The sequence below is a fragment of the Staphylococcus sp. IVB6214 genome, from assembly GCF_025558585.1.
Lineage (GTDB): Bacteria > Bacillota > Bacilli > Staphylococcales > Staphylococcaceae > Staphylococcus.
The window spans coordinates 1598864-1614071 of the sequence record NZ_CP094723.1; the positions used below are offsets into that span (position 1 = coordinate 1598864).

The 15208-nt window shown below is 37.9% G+C and carries 16 protein-coding genes; 6 read left to right on the plus strand and 10 right to left on the minus strand.

Annotated elements, in window-relative coordinates; genetic code table 11:
* Positions 1-13: 13 nt before the first annotated feature.
* Positions 14-997, minus strand: coding sequence for an SdrH family protein (locus tag MUA51_RS07865; protein WP_262559257.1), 984 nt, complete (start codon positions 995-997; stop codon positions 14-16).
* Positions 998-1207: 210 nt separating this feature from the next.
* Between MUA51_RS07865 and MUA51_RS07870 the strand changes: the two genes are divergently transcribed.
* Positions 1208-2005, plus strand: a complete 798-nt coding sequence (locus MUA51_RS07870; protein ID WP_262559259.1) for a carbon-nitrogen family hydrolase — start codon at positions 1208-1210, stop codon at positions 2003-2005.
* A gap of 222 nt (positions 2006-2227) precedes the next feature.
* Here the strand turns inward: MUA51_RS07870 and MUA51_RS10885 are convergent, their stop codons facing one another.
* Positions 2228-2305, minus strand: a complete 78-nt coding sequence (locus tag MUA51_RS10885) for a delta-lysin family phenol-soluble modulin (protein WP_142380996.1) — start codon at positions 2303-2305, stop codon at positions 2228-2230.
* Between the two features lie 354 nt (positions 2306-2659).
* On the opposite strand from MUA51_RS10885, the gene MUA51_RS07875 reads away from it, so the two are divergent.
* Genes MUA51_RS07875 through agrA form a run of 4 tightly spaced genes read left to right on the plus strand, consistent with a single transcriptional unit; the run spans position 2660 to position 5428 of the window.
* A complete protein-coding gene (locus MUA51_RS07875) occupies positions 2660-3226 on the plus strand; it encodes an accessory gene regulator AgrB (RefSeq protein WP_262559260.1) in 567 nt (188 codons plus the stop codon).
* A complete protein-coding gene (gene agrD, locus MUA51_RS07880; RefSeq protein ID WP_229709407.1) occupies positions 3226-3366 on the plus strand; it encodes a cyclic lactone autoinducer peptide AgrD in 141 nt (46 codons plus the stop codon). The genes MUA51_RS07875 and agrD overlap by 1 nt, the downstream gene beginning before the upstream one ends.
* 37 nt (positions 3367-3403) lie before the next feature.
* Entirely contained in the window at positions 3404-4699 is a 1296-nt protein-coding gene (gene agrC, locus MUA51_RS07885) for a quorum-sensing sensor histidine kinase AgrC (protein WP_481906621.1), read from the plus strand.
* Between the two features lie 12 nt (positions 4700-4711).
* Entirely contained in the window at positions 4712-5428 is a 717-nt protein-coding gene (agrA, locus tag MUA51_RS07890) for a quorum-sensing response regulator AgrA (protein ID WP_262559263.1), read from the plus strand.
* A 53-nt stretch (positions 5429-5481) separates the two neighbouring features.
* Here the strand turns inward: agrA and MUA51_RS07895 are convergent, their stop codons facing one another.
* The 6 genes from MUA51_RS07895 to MUA51_RS07920 all read right to left on the minus strand — a co-directional run bounded on the left by MUA51_RS07895 (position 5482) and on the right by MUA51_RS07920 (position 11348).
* Positions 5482-6429 carry a carbohydrate kinase family protein gene (locus MUA51_RS07895; RefSeq protein WP_262559264.1) on the minus strand — a complete coding sequence of 316 codons (948 nt, stop codon included), beginning with the start codon at positions 6427-6429 and terminating at the stop codon, positions 5482-5484.
* Complete coding sequence (locus MUA51_RS07900; RefSeq protein WP_262559265.1) at positions 6422-7915, minus strand: sucrose-6-phosphate hydrolase; 1494 nt, start codon at positions 7913-7915, stop codon at positions 6422-6424. The genes MUA51_RS07895 and MUA51_RS07900 overlap by 8 nt, the downstream gene beginning before the upstream one ends.
* Before the next feature lie 14 nt (positions 7916-7929).
* Positions 7930-8913, minus strand: coding sequence for a LacI family DNA-binding transcriptional regulator (locus MUA51_RS07905; protein WP_262559267.1), 984 nt, complete (start codon positions 8911-8913; stop codon positions 7930-7932).
* A 186-nt stretch (positions 8914-9099) separates the two neighbouring features.
* Positions 9100-9324, minus strand: coding sequence for a sulfurtransferase TusA family protein (locus tag MUA51_RS07910; protein ID WP_262559268.1), 225 nt, complete (start codon positions 9322-9324; stop codon positions 9100-9102).
* Between the two features lie 24 nt (positions 9325-9348).
* On the minus strand, positions 9349-10431 hold the full coding sequence (locus MUA51_RS07915) for a YeeE/YedE family protein (RefSeq protein ID WP_262559269.1): 1083 nt from the start codon (positions 10429-10431) through the stop codon (positions 9349-9351).
* A 266-nt stretch (positions 10432-10697) separates the two neighbouring features.
* Positions 10698-11348, minus strand: a complete 651-nt coding sequence (locus tag MUA51_RS07920; RefSeq protein ID WP_095117461.1) for a redox-sensing transcriptional repressor Rex — start codon at positions 11346-11348, stop codon at positions 10698-10700.
* 154 nt (positions 11349-11502) lie between these two features.
* Here MUA51_RS07920 and MUA51_RS07925 point away from each other — a divergent pair, with 154 nt between their 5' ends.
* Positions 11503-13455, plus strand: a complete 1953-nt coding sequence (locus MUA51_RS07925) for an ABC-F family ATP-binding cassette domain-containing protein (RefSeq protein ID WP_262559270.1) — start codon at positions 11503-11505, stop codon at positions 13453-13455.
* A gap of 315 nt (positions 13456-13770) precedes the next feature.
* Here the strand turns inward: MUA51_RS07925 and tsaD are convergent, their stop codons facing one another.
* Positions 13771-14784 carry a tRNA (adenosine(37)-N6)-threonylcarbamoyltransferase complex transferase subunit TsaD gene (gene tsaD, locus MUA51_RS07930; RefSeq protein WP_262559271.1) on the minus strand — a complete coding sequence of 338 codons (1014 nt, stop codon included), beginning with the start codon at positions 14782-14784 and terminating at the stop codon, positions 13771-13773.
* Positions 14777-15202 (minus strand): ribosomal protein S18-alanine N-acetyltransferase, encoded by a 426-nt coding sequence (rimI, locus tag MUA51_RS07935; protein ID WP_262560885.1) that lies wholly within the window; start codon positions 15200-15202, stop codon positions 14777-14779. The genes tsaD and rimI overlap by 8 nt, the downstream gene beginning before the upstream one ends.
* Positions 15203-15208 lie beyond the last annotated feature (6 nt).

A 15208-nucleotide genomic window follows, 5' to 3' on the forward strand; every position in this document is an offset into this window, starting at 1 on the left:
ATTAACTTATTTTTTATAAACTTTTTCGATTAAACAAGAAATATATGACGCTAGAAAACACAATACCTAATGCACAAAAAATTAACCAGTTGAAAGAACGCTTCTTTTCTTTACTCGTGTCCTTATCTTCACCTTTATCACTTCTTACTTCACGATATGTTTGTTTTTGCTCGATTTGTTGCTCTTTATCTTCATGCTGACTAGAAGCCGTTGCTTTCTTTGATGCACGCTTTAAATCTGGCATTGTACCAAATTCTTCTGTGATAAGGCCTAGCACTTGTTTATCAAGATTTTTATAGTAATCTTTCGTTGCGAGCGGACGAAAAGATTGATAACGGAAATAATCCGAATCTTGTTGTAATTGATTTAAAAATTGATTGTCTTTGAAGTAATCTTTTTGCGCCAGTGCTCGAATGGCTTTATCATTTCCATCATCTGTATACTGTCGGTAACGCTCCAATGCAAGCGGATTATATTTAAAGCTACTATTCAATCCTGAAACTGCAGAGGGTGCCATGTTTGAATTCACTTCATGATTTTGCTGCCAATCTGAATGTTGGGTTGATGTATGTGATTCGCTACTCTGATCTTGTTCTTTCGCTGAGTTGTTGATTGTACTTTGCTCTTTTTCATGATTCTCAGATTGTTTTGGCGGTTCTGGTGATGTCTCAGAAGGCGAATCGGTTTGTTCAGTCGTGTTCCCTTCTGGTTTCGACTCTATATCAGTTGGTGGTGTTTCTGTCTGATCTTGATGATCATCTTCTTGTGGTGCCGGTTCTCCCGATTCTTCATCAGAAGGTTCAACCGCTTCACCTGTATCAATATTTGGTGAATTTGGCTCTAATTGGGATTCATTTTGTTGGGTATCATCTGTTTGGTGCGACTCATGTTCTGTTACTTCGTCTATTTGTGTCTCAGCATTGGTATATGATGCCCCTATCATAATGATAGATGCAATACTTGCAAACATGTATTTTTTTAAAAATTGTTGGGACATCTTTAACATTCCTTTCAAAAATTAGAAATAAAACATGACATGATTGATTTGACTATCGTTATTTTCCTGTTCATTGCCTATCACATTATAATTGTTTTTTGGCATAAATACTATTTGTTTTTATTGATATGAAATAAGTGTCGCTTTGCTTTGATAATTGTCCGATTATTTAGTAAACTTCCAGTATACGTTCTCGATAGGAGTGTTTTGATGAAAGTACAACTATTACAATTAGAGATTGCACCGGGTGATGTTACTGCAAACGAACAAAAAATAACTGAAATCTTTTCGGATTCTATTGATTCAGATACTGACGTAGTTGTCCTACCCGAAATGTGGAATAACGGATATGCTTTGGCAGAACTTGAACGAAAAGCAGACCAACAACTAACACGGACACACCCTTTTTTACAACAGTTAGCAACACAGTATGATGTTGACATTGTAGCAGGATCTGTCTCCAATCATGATGTCGGAGGACTGTATAATACAGCGCTCACAGTCAGTCGTTCTGGAACTGTGCTATACAATTACAACAAAGTCCACCTTGTGCCAATGTTAGATGAACCAACTTATTTAACTGCTGGCGATAACGTCCCATATACGTTCAACTTATCAGATGATACACCTGTTTCACAAATCATTTGTTACGACTTACGGTTTCCAGAGTTGTCACGCTTTCCTGCTGCCGAAGGTGCTAAAGTTATTTTTTACGTTGCACAATGGCCGGCAGTACGTTTGAATCATTGGCGTCAATTATTACAAGCACGCGCCATTGAAAATGATATGTACGTCGTTGCCGTTAATAGTTGTGGTTCGGATGGTCAAACCACTTATGCTGGGCATTCAATGGTGATTGACCCAAACGGTGACATCATTGCTGAAGCACAAGAAGATGAAACGGTATGTACAGCCATACTCGACATATCAACTGTTGATGCTCAACGTCAAGCAATCCCAGTTTTTGATAATATGAGACCTGACGTCTATCGCTACGTCAAAAAGTAAATGTTAAAAAAAGCAGACAAGCTTGGGAGAGACTTGTCTGCTTTCTATCGTACTAAGGGAATGTAATGAATTTCAAAGATTACCATCCCTTCATTTGTATGGTTGGGAAGTTTGAACATATGAAAACGATGTTACTAAGGATTCATCGAATTAAAATATAAAAATTGGGGTTTTATATTTTAATGATGCGTACTTGTTTTGATAATCTTCATTAAGTTTGGCTTACTTCGTAAATTTTTGTACAGTGTCAGCAATAAGTTTTACAAATTCAACGATTGTACCTACGATATCTGCTACCATTATTGCCACCTCCTAGTTACAATTTTTTAAACGAAATGTTCTTTCTAACCTTCATGTGTACACTGAGCGAAGAATACAACATAAGGGTGAATCAGCTTTAGCCATTCTTACACAAAACAATTATGTATTGATTTGATGACTAAAGTGATGTTGGTTATATTACATCATGATTTTCGACTGTTGTGTTAAATATTGCGTAAATGGTGGTTCTGGGTGCTTAACTGTTCTGTTTATGTGCTAAAATGAATGTATCAAATCATATTTTGACAGTTAGGCATTGAAATGTAACAGTTAGGCAAAAAGCGACTTTCGTGAAACATTATCATCTATAATATGGAGCGAGGAGGAAAGCTCTTGCAAATCATTGATAACGGTATTGAGACACTGGCTCGAAAAATACAACAACATCAAAATTTAGACCATATCGACTTTTTAAAGGTACGATTAGGCATTCAAATTGTTGCGATTAATTTTTTTAAAGCTATCGTTACATATGGTCTCGCACTCCTCCTGAATACCATTTTATACACACTCACAGTTCACGTAAGTTATATTTTTGTGCGTCGTTTTTCTCACGGAGCACATGCCAAATCTTCATTACTGTGTCACATTCAAAATATACTATTATTTGTGTTGGTGCCGTTTGCTATTGCACGTTTCACGATACCATTTCACTATATGTTTGTTTTAGGCGTTATTGGATGGCTTATTGTCATCAGATATGCACCTGCTGCGACGAAAAAACAACCGATTAAGGCATCAAGACGCCGTGGGTTGAAGGTGAAATCTATCATTGTAACGGCGATAGTCCTAATCATTGCCCTTGTCGTTCCTGCACCATACCAACAATTGATATGTTTTGGTGTCGCACTACAAGCAACAACATTACTACCTATATTTTTCCCTAAGGAGGCGGATTGATGATGAATATTTTAGATGCAATTATTAGTTTCTTCAGTAACATCTTTAAAGCAATCGGTAATTTCGGATGGATTAATACGTGTACGCATTTCTTTGACGAACCAGAAATTCCACGTGAACTTTTAGAATTAGATAAATAATATCAATAATAACTAGAAAGTGTGTATAAAATTGGAAATGATACGTATCATTTTATTGACATTGTTTCAAGTTTTAGTTTTATTTTCAGTTACGCATTTGATTTTAATTGATAAACCAAAATACACACGAAGGGATTACCTCTCTATACTTTTAGGGATTGTAGTCCCTTCTACCATTTTGTTTATACTGTTTGGTAAGGCAACATTATTCTACTTAATATTAAGTTTTTTTGTATTCTTTTTTAAAAAGCAGAAAATGATTGGCATTATTAGTGTTTTAATAGCTGCTTTAATACTGATACTCAGTGATTTTCTTTCTACTTTATTTTATGAATATTTGACATCGCACTACTATATGCACGTTTACCTAAGAGAAGGTATTTACGTGATTACGTTTGTTAGCTGTGCCATTGTATTCGCTTTTTTATTTCAATATCTGATGCGCTTTTTAAGAGTATCATGGCTGTACGTCAACAAGTTGTATCTCATCCTTCTAGCAGTTACGTTGATGGCATTCTTTATATTAATCGATCTATTTACGCCAGCCAAAGTACGTTCTATCGAGGATATGAAAGCAATCGCACTCGTCATTATCGTCTATTTTATTGCGTTTGCGATACTCGTTATTATGATCTCTATCACTGCTTCGAGAGAGTTAACGTATCGACGTAACAAGCAAGAAATTGAAGATTATTACAAATATACGCTTCAAATTGAAGAAATCAATAATGATATGCGTAAGTTTCGTCACGACTACATCAATATGCTTTCAACGATGTCGGAATATTTAAGAGAAGATGATTTAGAAGGTCTTAAAGCGTATTATGAACGGCACATTCATCCGATAAAAGATCACTTTGAACATACAGCCCTCAAATTAAACGGCGTTGAAAAGTTAAAAATCCGTGAAATTAAAGGGATGATGACGACAAAAATTATTGAAGCGCAAGAACATCATATCAATATCAGTGTTGAAGTTGCCGATGAAATCACTGAAATTAATATGCCAATTATTGATTTGAGTCGTGTGCTCGGTATCATTATGGATAACGCCATTGAAGCGTCATTATCTGTTGAAGATCCAATGATTCAAATTGCCTTCATTCAAACTGATGTCTCTGTGCTCATTATCATTATGAATAAAGCACCAGATAATCTTCCTAAGCTACACACATTGTTCAAAGAAGGCTATTCAACAAAAGGTGACAATCGTGGTATTGGTTTATCTACATTAAAAGAAATTACTGATAGTACAGACAATGTACTGCTCGATACAACCATTGACAATCAATATTTTATTCAGAAATTAGAAATATTAAACGACATTCCTTAGGAGGCGTTCTATATGAAAATATTCATTTGCGAAGATGATCCAAAACAGCGTGCACGCATGGAAAACATCATCAACACATACATTATGATTGAAGAAAAACCCATGGAAATCGCACTGTCAACGGACAATCCTTACGAACTGATAGAAGCCTCCAAAACGTCATCAGATGTTGGCTGTTATTTTTTAGATATCCAATTAGAATCCGATATCAATGGCATTAAAGTCGGTAGTGAGATTCGGCAGCATGATCCGATTGGCAATATTGTTTACGTGACGAGTCATAGTGAACTCACATACTTAACATTTGTCTACAAAGTCGCTGCAATGGACTTTATTTTCAAAGATGATCCTGATCAACTTCAAAAACGAGTCATCGATTGTTTAGAAACGGCGCTCAATCGCCTGAATTTGCTAACTAAAGAAGAGACCGTAGAAACACTAGAGTTAAAGCGGGGGAGTGGTTCAGAATACGTCAATTATGATGATGTGATGTTTTTTGAATCCTCTCCAAAGTCACATCGTGTCATTGCACATTTGGACAATCGTCAAGTCGAATTTTATGGTAAGTTAAAAGAGCTTTCACAAGTCGACGCACGATTCTTCCGCTGTCATAATAGCTTCGTCCTTAACCGACATAACATCGCCAATGTCGAGCCAAAAGAGAGAACTGTTCACTTTAAAAATGGTGAACATTGTTATGTATCTGTGCGCAATATTAAAAAAATATAACTCAAAGAAACACCTGAAGCTCAATGTTAAGCTTCAGGTGTTTCTTTAAGAGTTTATAAGTTTTCACGTGTTGGAAGGCTTGACAATGCACCATACTGTTGTACAACATGCCCTGCAACATCATTCGCAAATGTTAAAATTTGCTCACCTTGTGTACGTAGCGTTTCAATCGGTTGATCTGTTGACTCCATCAACTCTGCAATCACCGCACCGATAAAGGCATCTCCTGCACCTGTTGTATCTACGACTTCAATTGGTTTTGGTTGAGAAGTGAACGTCATACCATCTTTAAAAATAAGCGACGCACCTTCACCCCCTTGCGTATAAATCACCGCTTCAACACGTCCTTTGAATAGTGATTGTATCGCACGTGTCTCGTCTTCAATTTGTGTAATAAATGTCAACTCTTCATCTGAAATTTTGATAATAGTCGCATGCGGAATGAATGATTGAATCGTTTCTTGATACGCTTGATGATCATCCCATAAAGGCAAGCGAACATTTGGATCAAAAACAACCGTTGCCCCTACTTCATGTGCTTTTTCTAGCAATGCTTCATGTGCATGCTTCATCGGACTTTCTACCAATGCGACCGAACAAAAATGAACCATATCTTCATGTTTCAATGGAATATCTGCAATATTTTCAGCTGCATATAGCATGTCTGCACTCGGTTTACGATAAAATGAAAAATCTCGTTCTCCACTGGCTGTTAAGCTTACAAATGCCAATGCCGTATTCGCTTCTGATGTACGAGTAATCCGCTGCGTCCCTACATGCAAATCATCTAATGCATCAATAATTCGATCACCGAATGCATCCTGTCCAAGTTGCGTAATCAATTGACTGTTTCCTGCTAACTTCTGAACAGCTGCCGCAACGTTACATGGTGCGCCACCAACTTGTGGCATAAAACCATCAACATTTTTTAATAATTGATCGCGTTCTGTTGGAATAAAATCAATCAATGCTTCACCAATGGCATAAAATACTTTACTCATCTTGTTGTCCCCCTTCGATGTCATACTTCGTCATTTTCAAATAAACTTGTCCAGAATCAGTTGCAACTTTAATCTTATTTGCTTTAGATTTCGGGAAAATACGTGAAGTCAGTACACGTTCTCCTTCATTACAAAAAACTTCAATACTTGATGAATCTACAAAAATGCGTAATTGTGTTAATGGTGTATCTAATTGTGTACGACGTGTCAAACCTTCAACTGGTATTGGCAGTTGCCCACTTTCTGTACGATCTAAGATAACTGTTTGCGTAGCTGTTTCATATCGAATCACAATCGACTCATTTTTATTTGAGCGCAAATGAAACTCCACCGCAGACGCATCGTTGTCCAAGACTTCAACAATCAGTTCATATCGTTCACCTTCATATGGGTGCAGTTGTTTCAAAAATTTATTAGCATATCCAAGCGCAGTCTCTCTTTGTCCACGCAGTCTACGCAAGTGCATGTGTGGTTTTTGTTTTAACTTGCCGTCTTCAATCGTCAACGTTCTTGGTAACGTGAGACAATGCGCCCACCCTTCACTATCTGTCGGATAATCGGTATCAGGTAACCCCATCCAACCAATCATTACACGACGATTCGCTTCATCCATGAGTGTTTGTGGTGCATAAAAGTCGAAGCCGTTGTCCAGTTCTATAAATTCACCATGTGTCATTTCAAGTGTTTCAAAGTTCAGTTCTCCAACAATATAACCGCTTTGATAAATGTTGTTATAACGATCGCCATCCGCTTCAATTCCTTGTGGCGAAAACACTAACACATCTTTGCCATTCAACTGAAAATAATCTGGACACTCCCACATATAGCCAAAGTTCGTTAGCGATGTCTTAATCTCACCTTTAAACGACCATGGTCCTTCTGGCCGGTTCGCTTCGTACAACACTGCACATCCTGTTTCATTAACACGTTGTGCACCGATTAAGGCATATAGCTTTCCATCTCTCGTGAATACTTTTGGATCTCTAAAATGTTGTGTATAACCTGCGGGTGGTTCTGGGATGGCTGGTGGCAACAACTTTTCAACTTGACCCGCTTCATTTACTTTTGCAACAACTTGTGCACTTTTGCGTTCCCATGCTTCTGTGCGATGATTACCTGTATACATGTAATAGAGTGACCCTTCGAATTCAAAGGCACTTCCACTGTATACACCATGACTATCGTGTTGTGTATCAGGTTTTAATACTGTTTTGTCATGTAAATAATGTACAAGATCTGTACTTTTATATTGATCCCAATATTTCAAACCATGAACTGCGCCGAGTGGAAACCATTGATGTGAAATATAATACTCGCCATTAAAATAAATGAGTCCATTCGGGTCATTAAGCAGCCCCGTTGATGGTTGAATATGATATGTTTGTCGGTATTGGGAATTTTGAACTGTTCCCTTTAATTGCTCTAACTCTTCTACCGTAGCATCTTCTAATTTGCGATAACGTGCTTCACGTGTCCATTCTTTCATATTAAATACTCCTTTTACTTGGTAACGGTCCCATTTTTGTGCAATAAAATATCGTCTTGAGACGGCAACACATCTAATACGTGTGTTTTGAGACGTGAGGAATCTTTTAATTGTTCAAACAGTGCGGTAACAGCCATCTGACCTGCACGTTCATATTGATAGTAAATCGTATGTATTCTTGGATGAACAATATCTGTTACAGGGTCTCCGCCAAATCCCCCGATAAACGGTGTGGTTGCTGAATCATTCATAATCAAATGGTATAGAGCCATTGCAATCGTATCAGTGGCACCAATATACGCCGTATGTTCCCTTAAAGTAAGTTGAGGTTGCAACTTCGCTAAAGCTTGATCGTAATCAAATGCCGCTTGATAAATCTCAACTTCAATGCCTTTTGCGCTTAACGTCTCGTATAGTCCCTGATAGCGTGAATGACCAACAGCTTGGTCTTCATCTGGAACTCCTGCATAACAGATATATTCAAATCCTTCTGCAATAATACGCTCAGCCATTAACTCACCAGCTTGCAAGTCATTATGATAAATGGCACTTAGTTCAGAATGATTTTGACCAATCAAAATCACTGGCATCGGCATTGCTTGGATAATCTCCATATGTGCTTCTGTAATTGAAGTCGCCATAAAAAGGACACCATCTACTTTACTGCGATGAAATGATCGTAACGCTTCTAATTCTTGTTCCGCATCACGTTCTGTTAGTGAAAATAATATTTGATACCCCTGTGCTTCACACGTCTTTTTAATCCCTTGCACTGTACTTGCCACTGCATAAGAGTACATACGTGGAATAATCACACCAATCATCTTTGTCTTTTGCGCTCTCAAGCTTTGTGCAAATTGATTCGGTGCATATTCATGTGCATCAATCACTTGTTGAATTTTACGCTGTGTCTTTGGACTAATTGAACCTTTATTCAAATAACGCGATACCGTACTTTTAGAAACACCTGCAAGCTCCGCAATGTCTCGTATGTTCATCTCTTTCACCTCACTATGTCAATTGTTATTCTAACACAAACCCCTTGAAATATTCGCTTAAACTTGTAGTAATCTTGAATCAACATTTGTTAGTTGTGACAAGTCTTCACAATTAGCAAATGTTTGACAATATCTTGTATAAAAAAGAGACTGATACATGGATCAGCCTCTAACTATTCTATAACCTTATGCTTTTTGAACAGTGATTGTCCATGACGCATCACCGAGTTGCTCATAATTCGTAATAGGATAATTTTGCTCCGCAGCCCAGTTTGGGATTGATTCTGTTGCTTGCGTGCAGTCAAAATCAATTTTCAACTCGTCACCAACTGCAAGTTCTTCCATCTTTTTCTGTGCTTCTATTAAAGGGAACGGGCATACCATTCCAACTGTACCTAGTTCATATACCATAATAATATCTCCTTTATTTCTATATTATGCATTCACTGATTGCGCTTTTACACTTTGCGTTTGTCGACGTGCCGCACGTAACGGTTTGACAAACAAGAAGTAACTCATAAACCAAGTGCCTAGAATCATTGACGCTAACGCAATCCATCCTTGCCAAGATAGCGCAGCTGTTGCAACAAGTCCATTACCGATCGAACAGCCACCTGCTACGGCCGCACCAAATCCCAAAAATGTACCACCTAATGCACTGTTACGGATTGTTTTAATGTCTGGTAAGCGCCATTTAAATTCATGAGAGCCTTTTGCTGCAATATATGAGCCTACTAAAATACCGAGTACGAGAAAGACACCCCAGTCCAATACAGTCACATTACCTGTTGTTAAAAATTGAACGATATGTGCAGAAGGTGTGGTAATCCCTAATCCACCTTCACGTCCAGTCGAAATACTCATTGGCCATGCAATCATTGCAATTAAGCCAACTGCAATAGCTGCAACGAATGGATGATAACGACGTTCAAACAATATGTGACGAATCCCTGTGTAACGTTGCTTTAATCTCGGAACTGCAATGGTTGGTTTTGGTTTACGTAAAGTTTTGACAACGAAGAATGTTGTAATACCGACTAAGAGTACAAGCCATACCCAATATGGTACACCTGTTGAAACAGACATATCTGCATTTGCCACTGTATAACTTTGTAAACGTTCATTGATCGGTGCTAAAATACCAAATTTTGAAATAGCTGCAAAAAGCGCATAAAATCCTAGTGCAATCCAACTTCCGATAAGGCCTTCTCCTGCACGATAATATGTCCCTGTTGCACAGCCACCTGCTAAAATAATGCCGACACCGAAGATAAACGATCCAATAATTGTTCCAACGATAGGAAACGTCCCGTTATCAATCGTAATGAATCCAGCTGCTTTCAATCCGAAAATACCAACTGCTTGAATCGTAATCGCAACTAATAATGCATAAAACATCTTGTTGTTCTTTTGAACGTACATGTCACGAAAACCACCTGTCAAACAGAATCTTGTACGTTGCATTACAAATCCAAGTAATGCCCCAACGATTAAACCACTAAAAATAGTCCAAATCATTTTACCAACCTCCTATATCCGATTAACATTATCTGAATTATATAGAATGTCATTATATAATGCAAGGGTGAGTGTAAAATTTTATAATTTTCCATCTTTCTCAGAGAGTACCAAATGATACACAAAGTAGTCTCTCAACTTTTTAAAAGATTATTTTGCTATGAAAGACCTATCTGAAAAATAAGCGCATAAAAAAACATCAAAATTCAAAAGCTGAATTTTGATGACTTATTTGCTTACATATTCAATAATTTATGTCGACTGTATTATGCTTGTAGTGTTGAATTGTAATTTTTCATAAAAAAGAGCAATGATTGAAGTTCTACACCCAGATCAATTTGATGAACTTGTACTGATTGTGGCACTTGTACACGCTTTGGCGTGAAGTTAAGAATACCTTTAATGCCTGCTTCAACAAGTTGATCTGTAACCGCTTGTGCTGCCGATTCTGGTGTTGCAATAATCACCACTTCAAGTTTTTCTTTCTTAATAATTTCTGTCATATCTGACATTGGTTTAACAAGGACATTACCGATTGTTTCACCGATCACTTCTGGACGTATATCAAATGCTTCTGTAATTGTCATATCATCGTGGATGGAGAAGTTGTAAGTAATCAATGCGTGACCGAGATTACCGACACCTACAATGCCGATGTGAATCTCTTCAGAGTCACTTAATTCTGATTTGAAGAAGTCTAGAAGGTTGTCAATGTTATAGCCGTATCCTTTTTTGCCAAGCTCGCCAAAATAAGAAAAGTCACGTCGAATCGTTGCTGAATCGATATTCAAGCCTTCGCTAATCGCTTTAGAATTGACACGATTTTCACCTTTCGCTTTTAACGTGTTTACAAAGCGATAATACAAAGGCAGGCGTTTCAAGGTCGCTCTTGGAATTTTTACCGTTTCTTTAGCCATTACACAATCCTCCAAAAATATTTCTAAACATATGTGATACATTTCACAGCACAACACTATAATTATAACTGACTTTTACTCAGAAAGAAACATTTACATTTTGATGGGTATATTTTTTGTTGTACAATATATGTTAATGAAAGGAGCATCCCACATGATATTAATGCAACTCAGTCAGATTTCAAAGTCTTTTGATGGCGAGACAATTTTTGATGGTGTCAACTTTGAAGTGAAAACCGGCGAACGAATTGGCATTGTTGGACGTAACGGTGCAGGAAAATCCACTTTAATGAAAATCATTGCAGGTGTAGAAGCATACGAAGACGGTCATATCTCAAAGATTAAAAACTTAAAAATGGGTTATCTGACACAGCAAATGACACTCAACACTCAAAAAACTGTGTTTGAAGAGATGTTACAACCGTTTGAGCACCTTAAACAACTCGGTGAGAAGATGCAAGAAGAAACGGATTGGCTTGCTCAACACGCAGATCGCTATGATTCGGATGCTTATCAAGAACATATGAAGCGTTATGAAAGCATATCGAATGAGTTTGAAAAGCAAGGTGGCTATGATTATGAGCGTAAAATAAAGACTGTTTTGAACGGGCTACATTTTACGGAAGCCGACTATCATCGTCCAGTCAACGACTTCAGTGGCGGTCAAAAAACACGACTTTCACTCGCTCAAATGTTACTGCGTGAACCTGACCTTTTGCTACTTGATGAGCCGACTAACCATCTCGATATGGAAACGACTGCATGGTTAGAAGATTATTTGAAGTTTTTTAAAGGGGCTATCGTCATCATCTCGCACGACCGTTACTTCTTAGATAAAATCGTCACACAAATCTATGATGTTTCTTTAGGTGAAGTGAAGCACTATGTTGGTAACTATGGTAAATTTATCGCGCAACGTGATCAATACTATCAAAAACGCCTCGCAGAATATGAGCGGCAACAAGATGAAATCAAACGATTAGAAACCTTTGTCGAAAAAAATATCACACGTGCTTCTACAAGTGGTATGGCAAAAAGTCGACGAAAAGTTCTTGAAAAAATGACACGACTTGAAAAACCCATGTTGGATGCAAGAAGTGCGGATATTCGCTTTGACTTCGATCGCAATACAGGTAATGATGTGATGCACATACGTGACTTGGAAGTTGGGTACGAAACGCCGATTACAAAACCAATCAATATGGAAGTATCAAAAGGTGATCATATCGCAATTATCGGTCCAAATGGTATTGGGAAATCTACATTAATCAAGACACTTGCTGGACGCCTAAACGCCCTAGCAGGCCAAGTGATTCCAGGGGCTAACTTAAAAATTGGTTATTACGATCAAAAGCAAGCAGAGTTTCAATCTAGTAAAACGATCTTAGATTATGTTTGGGATCAATATCGTCATATGCCTGAAAAAGATGTACGTGCTGTTCTCGGTCGCTTTCTTTTCACTCAAGATGATGTTCAAAAAATTATCAATGACTTATCAGGTGGTGAAAAGGCACGGCTTCAACTTGCCTTACTTATGTTGGAACGCAATAATGTACTGATTCTTGACGAACCTACCAACCATCTTGATATTGATTCTAAAGAAATGCTCGAACAAGCATTAAATGACTTTGCGGGTACTTTAATCTTTGTTTCTCACGACCGTTACTTTATTAACGAATTGGCAAATAAAGTCTATGATTTGGATGAACAAGGTGGACGTATCTATCTCGGTGACTATCAATATTATCTAGAAAAGCTCGAACAACAACAAGCACTTGCAATGCATACTGAAACTCAAAATGTCGCAGTACGCCCTTCAAATGAACAACTCTCTGAACAAGAAACAACATATGAAGACTTAAAAGCAGCACGCCGTGAAAAGCGTAAGTTGACACGTCAAATCGAAGCTTATGAGACAGATATTGAAACTTATGAGTCTCGAATAGAAGAGATTGATACATCTATGTCTGATCCAGCAATTATCGATGACTATGAACAGATTCAAACACTTGCGGAAGAGCGAACAACTATCGAACAACAACTAGAAGAAACAATGACAAAATGGGAAGAATTACAAATTTTAGTCAGTGATTTAGATGATATTTAAGCAAAGATGTGCAGGAATTTTCTGCCATCTTTATTTTTTTTATTCACAATAAAAATGCGATGATTTCAACTATCCACAAAGTTATCCTAGTTATCCACAATGTAAAATGTGCATATCCCTCTTTTTTATCCACTAAAATCTCATTTGTCCACGACTTATCAGCAAGTTATCCACTATTTGTTAACAACTTGTGCATAAGTACGTACGTTCTCTATTGACTTTCTCAAATTTTGACAATTCCTGACTTCTATTAGTGCATTTATTTAAAAAACGCCTTAACATCCTATGAGTAACTGATGTTAAAGCGTTTAAAATTTATAGTTCTAAAAACATATTGCTTTTTCCATTCAACGACATATCGGCAAAGACACCCTTTTGATATAAATGGTACGCAACAGCACCTATCATTGCTGCATTGTCAGTACACAGTTGTGGCTCAGGAATAGACAATGTGATACCTTGTGATTGCGTGACACGCTCTAATTCTGCACGTAAACCACGATTACTCGCCACGCCACCTGCGACGATCAGTTGCTTCACATCGTATGTTTGACAAGCACGAATTGCTTTTCCAACTAAGACTTCTACCACACTGTTTTGAAAACTTGCGGCTACATTTTCTGGAATTGGGTTCTCGCCCTTTTGTTTCAAGTTATGCAACTTATTGATTACTGCACTTTTCAATCCACTAAAGCTAAAATCAAAGCTATCTGGTTCTAACCAAACACGTGGAAAATCGTACGTATCTGACCCTTGTGCAGCAAGTTTATCAACATGTGGCCCACCCGGATATGGTAAACCGATTGTGCGCGCCACTTTATCGTATGCTTCACCAACAGCATCATCACGTGTCTCTCCGATTACTTCAAAGTCCAAATGATCACGCATTAAGACCAGTTCCGTGTGTCCGCCTGATACGATAAGCGCCATAAGTGGGAACGTCAATCCGTTAGTTAATTGATTCGCATAAATATGCCCCGCTATATGATGTACAGGAATCAGCGGTTTGTTATGTGCAAATGCTAACGTTTTTGCTGCGTTGACACCTACTAATAATGCCCCGATTAATCCAGGTCCTTGTGTCACAGCGACAGCATCAACATCGTCCATCGTAACTTGTGCCGTTTGCAACGCATCTTCGATCATCAATGTCATATTTTCAACGTGATGACGACTCGCAACTTCAGGTACAACCCCACCAAAACGCTTGTGACTCTCGATTTGACTCAATACACTATTGCTTAAAATTTTATGTCCATCTGCAATGACACTGACACTTGTTTCATCACAGCTCGTTTCAACTGCTAATATCAAAGTTTGTTTAGTCATTTAAATTCACCCACATTACGCATGCGTCCTCTCCGTCACCATAATAATTTTTACGCTTTCCACCATATTGAAATCCTGATTTTTCATAAACATGTTGTGCGACATGATTATTCACACGTACTTCTAAGCTCATCACTGTCGCAATTGTTGAAGCAAAGTTCTTCGCATAGTTCATCAGTAATTGACCGAGTCCATAACCCCGATACTCAGGTGCCACTGCAACTGTTGTGATTTGCGCTTGATCAACCACGATCCATAAACCGATATATCCAATGACCTCTTCTTCATACGTCAACACAAAATAATGTGCAAAATTATTTTGTTCAAGTTCGTGATAAAACGCATCTATCGTCCATGAACTTTTGTGAAAGCTGATACGTTCCAAATCAAACACTGCTGGGACATCTTCGTGTGTCATGCGGCG